The 2,787-nt window shown below is 51.1% G+C and carries 3 protein-coding genes and 2 rRNA genes; 3 read left to right on the top strand and 2 right to left on the bottom strand.

Annotation, left to right across the window (positions count from 1 at the left end):
• Together FT726_RS26635 and rrf are read left to right on the top strand one after the other, a co-directional pair.
• Positions 1–350, top strand: a 23S ribosomal RNA gene (locus FT726_RS26635); the annotation flags it as partial.
• A 110-nt stretch (positions 351–460) separates the two neighbouring features.
• Positions 461–576 (top strand): 5S ribosomal RNA (gene rrf, locus FT726_RS26630).
• Between the two features lie 130 nt (positions 577–706).
• Here the strand turns inward: rrf and FT726_RS26625 are convergent.
• Positions 707–886, bottom strand: coding sequence for a hypothetical protein (locus tag FT726_RS26625; RefSeq protein WP_346303782.1), 180 nt, complete (start codon positions 884–886; stop codon positions 707–709).
• 173 nt (positions 887–1,059) lie between these two features.
• Between FT726_RS26625 and FT726_RS26620 the strand changes: the two genes are divergently transcribed.
• Positions 1,060–2,364 carry an MFS family transporter gene (locus FT726_RS26620; protein ID WP_346303781.1) on the top strand — a complete coding sequence of 435 codons (1,305 nt, stop codon included), beginning with the start codon at positions 1,060–1,062 and terminating at the stop codon, positions 2,362–2,364.
• On the opposite strand, the gene FT726_RS26615 is transcribed toward FT726_RS26620, so the two are convergent.
• The gene (locus FT726_RS26615) at positions 2,365–2,685 is read right to left on the bottom strand and encodes a YfiM family lipoprotein (protein ID WP_200577682.1); all 321 of its coding nucleotides are present in this window, start codon (positions 2,683–2,685) and stop codon (positions 2,365–2,367) included.
• Positions 2,686–2,787: the final 102 nt, after the last annotated feature.

Below are 2,787 nucleotides of genomic sequence, written 5' to 3'. Positions count from 1 at the left end.
TCGCCGTTTAAAGTGGTACGCGAGCTGGGTTTAGAACGTCGTGAGACAGTTCGGTCCCTATCTGCCGTGGGCGCTGGAGAATTGAGGGGGGTTGCTCCTAGTACGAGAGGACCGGAGTGAACGCACCACTGGTGTTCGGGTTGTCATGCCAATGGCATTGCCCGGTAGCTAAGTGCGGAAAAGATAAGTGCTGAAAGCATCTAAGCACGAAACTTGCCCCGAGATGAGTTCTCCCTGACTCCCAGAGAGTCCTGAAGGGACGTTGAAGACGACGACGTTGATAGGCCGGATGTGTAAGTGCAGCGATGCATTGAGCTAACCGGTACTAATGACCCGTGAGGCTTAACCTTACAACGCCAGAGGCGTTTTTGAGAGACGCGAGTAGATTTTCAGCTTTGTTCAAACGGATTGGTTTGCGTGGTTACGGAAGTAAGGTAACGGCGTGAATAAACAGAATTTGCCTGGCGGCTTTAGCGCGGTGGTCCCACCTGACCCCATGCCGAACTCAGAAGTGAAACGCCGTAGCGCCGATGGTAGTGTGGGGCCTCCCCATGCGAGAGTAGGGAACTGCCAGGCATCAAACAAGTGAAGAAACCCTGAACGAAAGTTCAGGGTTTTTTTACGTCTGCAGATCGGCGAAATCAGGATTGTTTTACGCCTGAAACTGACGTGTGAAGTTTAGCCAGACGATCATAAAACCCCCTGGCTACTGGCTTTTTCTCAGCCAGTTTTCAATAAAATCAGCAATCTTAACCGGCTGATTAATATCGAGAAGTGGGCGGTTGATCGTTAAATTCTCATCGCTGGCCAGCGCAACCACGTATTCCTCCAGTAAATCAGCCACTTCACCTCTGACATCACGCCGCCACAGCGCGATTTTGGGCACTGACTCACCTTTAAAACCTACAACCAGTACTGAAAAATCGCCCTAATTTCACCCCAAAATTCCTTACTAATCACAAATTAGCACCTTCAACGTCATCCAATTCCCGAAACCGCCCAACACGTGCTTTACTGAATCCTTTGGCATTAATTTATCGCAAGGAAATGAGGTAAGACATGACCGACTCACTACAACAAAAAGTGGCACCATCTGAATCAACGATAAACAGCAAACAGCGCATCTGGGCGATTGTTGGCGCATCATCAGGCAATCTGGTCGAATGGTTCGATTTCTACGTTTACTCCTTTTTCTCACTCTATTTCGCGCATGTATTCTTCCCGGCAGGCGATACCACTACGCAGTTACTGCAAACAGCAGGCGTATTCGCCGCTGGATTTTTGATGCGTCCAATTGGTGGCTGGCTGTTTGGCTATATCGCCGATCGCCATGGACGTAAAAACTCAATGCTGATTTCTGTCTGCATGATGTGTTTAGGATCCCTGGTGATCGCCTGCCTGCCAGGGTACGGCGAAATTGGCGTAGCGGCACCGGTGATCCTGCTGCTGGCGCGTATGTTTCAAGGGTTGTCAGTGGGAGGAGAGTATGGCACCAGCGCCACTTACATGAGTGAAGTCGCTTTAGAGGGCCGTAAAGGATTTTACGCATCATTCCAGTATGTGACGCTGATCGGCGGGCAGCTGTTAGCGGTTCTTACCGTGGTGGTGCTGCAACAGATCCTCAGCGACGAAGAGTTGCGCAGTTGGGGTTGGCGTATCCCATTCTTCCTTGGCGCCGTGCTGGCTGTGGTCGCTCTGTGGCTGCGTCGCTCACTGAATGAAACCTCCGAGAAAAAGAATCGTGAACATAAAGATGCGGGCAGTGTTTTGGGTTTGCTGCGCAATCACTCACGCGCATTTCTGATGGTGTTGGGCTTTACTGCCGGTGGTTCACTGGGCTTCTATACCTTCACCACCTATATGCAAAAGTATCTGGTCAACACGGCGGGGATGGATGCACGCAGCGCCAGTGGATTGATGACAGCCGCATTATTCGTCTTCATGCTGATTCAGCCAATCGTTGGAGCGCTTTCAGATAAGATCGGTCGTCGATCTTCGATGATGATCTTTGGTGCGGGGGCAGCGATCTGTACCGTACCGATCCTGATGCTGCTGCAAAATGTGCAGAGCGGTTGGGCCGCATTTGCACTGATCATGCTGGCGCTGATTATCACCAGCTTCTATACCGCCATCAGTGGCATTCTGAAAGCAGAAATGTTCCCGCCAGAAGTGCGCGCGCTAGGTGTTGGCTTATCTTATGCGGTGGCTAATGCGATCTTTGGTGGTTCGGCCGAGTATGTCGCTTTACTGCTGAAGAAAGAGGGGATTGAAACCAGTTTCTTCTGGTATGTGTCGGCGATGGGGGCGTTGGCCTTCGTTATTTCCCTGATGCTCCATCGCAAGGGAAAAGGCATTGCACTGTGATTACTGGCTCAAATTCCACAATGCAACGCCAGTCGCGGCTCCAGCCACATCATAGCTGAGATCTTTCCAGCTCCAGCCGCTCCCCGAGGAGCGGCTGTCATACAACTCTTTTCCTACGCCAAAACTCAGCGAGAACAAAAAACCAAAACGTAAGTTTTGCCCACGGCCCTGATGTTGATGCTGGGAAATTTCGCTGCCGGCAGCGGCAAGTGCAGCAGAAGAGAAGAAGTGTTCGGCTTTGTCTTTACCAGTCCAGTTATCCTGCGCCACATGCGCACATCCACTACAGAGTAAAGTCATGCAGAGGATGAGCGCACGCATCGGCTAGAGTAAACGGCTGATCAAGCGATCAATACGGATACGGCGCAGACGGCGAATTAGCTTGCGTACTTTCGCCGGGTAATCAGAAATGCTTTCTAATTC

It is taken from the genome of Pantoea sp. Morm (assembly GCF_016643525.1).
Lineage (GTDB): Bacteria > Pseudomonadota > Gammaproteobacteria > Enterobacterales > Enterobacteriaceae > Pantoea > Pantoea dispersa.
The sequence above is the reverse complement of the archived record's forward strand: the minus strand, read 5'-3'. Positions and strand labels throughout refer to the sequence as shown.